The organism is Mesorhizobium sp., from assembly GCF_005063415.1.
Classification (GTDB): domain Bacteria; phylum Pseudomonadota; class Alphaproteobacteria; order Rhizobiales; family Rhizobiaceae; genus Mesorhizobium.
In genome coordinates this window covers 1-927 of the sequence record NZ_SUEG01000247.1, presented here as the reverse complement: position 1 = coordinate 927, position 927 = coordinate 1, and the positions used below count along the sequence as shown (strand labels likewise).

2 protein-coding genes and 1 pseudogene are annotated in these 927 nt (G+C 63.0%); 2 read left to right on the top strand and 1 reads right to left on the bottom strand.

The features are described 5' to 3' along the window. On the top strand, positions 1–157 hold a 157-nt coding region (locus E5W70_RS31025), incomplete at its 5' end, for a DUF4169 family protein (RefSeq protein WP_292665066.1). 20 nt (positions 158–177) lie between these two features. Beyond that, the gene (locus E5W70_RS31020; protein ID WP_292665062.1) at positions 178–447 is read left to right on the top strand and encodes a ribbon-helix-helix domain-containing protein; all 270 of its coding nucleotides are present in this window, start codon (positions 178–180) and stop codon (positions 445–447) included. Here E5W70_RS31020 and E5W70_RS31015 read toward each other — a convergent pair. Then, positions 406–927: pseudogene (locus E5W70_RS31015) on the bottom strand (AsmA protein); the annotation flags it as partial. The gene E5W70_RS31020 and the pseudogene E5W70_RS31015 overlap by 42 nt on opposite strands.

Below are 927 nucleotides of genomic sequence, written 5' to 3'. Positions count from 1 at the left end.
AGCCGAGAAGGAGCGCCTGGCCGAACAGAACCGAGCGCTGCATGGCCGTTCCAAAACCAGCCGGGATCGCGACCGCCTGATCGCCGACAAGGCCGACAAATTCGTCGCCGGTCATCGCCGCGAAAAATCGGGCGATTCGGACAAATCCGATGCTTGAAGTGTGAATAGGATCGTCGCGTGAGCCCGGTCGAAAAACGCTCGGTCACCATTCGCGGCCACCGCACCAGCTATTCGCTCGAAAAGCCTTTTTACGACGACCTGGTCGCTATTGCGGCCGTGCGAAAGCTGACGCTCGCCGCGCTTGTCGCCGAGATCGACGAGAGCCGCCCGCGCGATGCCAATCTCTCCTCGGCGCTCCGGCTCTATGTGCTGGACTGGGCCAAGCGCCGGGATGACGGGTTCGCTCTAACCTCCCTCCAGCGACTTCAGCAAATTGTCGATCGATGAGGGATCGATCTGGGGTTTTGGCGCGAGTTCCGCTGGCGACTGATTGTCATTGGTTGCGGGCCGAGCCTCACGCTCCATCTTCTGCGCTTGCTCGGCCGCGGCCTTGCGTTCGGCGTCGAGCTTTGCCTTTTCTTCCGAGGCGATCCGCAACGCCTCTTCCGCCCTCTGGCGTTGCTGTTCTTCGGCCTGTGCTGCTTCCTCGGCAGCCTGTAGCGCCGCCTTGGCTTTCGCTTCGGCATCCGCTTTGGCCTTTGCAGCCGCCTCGGCTTTCGCCTTGGCCTCGGCTTCGGCCTTCGCCGCTGTATCCGCCTTTGCCTTGGCGTCCGCTTCAGCCTTCGCCCTGGCCTCAGCTTGCGCCTTCGCCTCGGCTTCAGCTTTCGCCTTGGCCTCAGCTTGCGCCTTCGCCTCGGCTTCAGCTTTCGCCTTGGCCTCAGCTTGCGCCTTCGCCTCGGCTTCAACTTTCGCCTTGGCCTCAGCTTG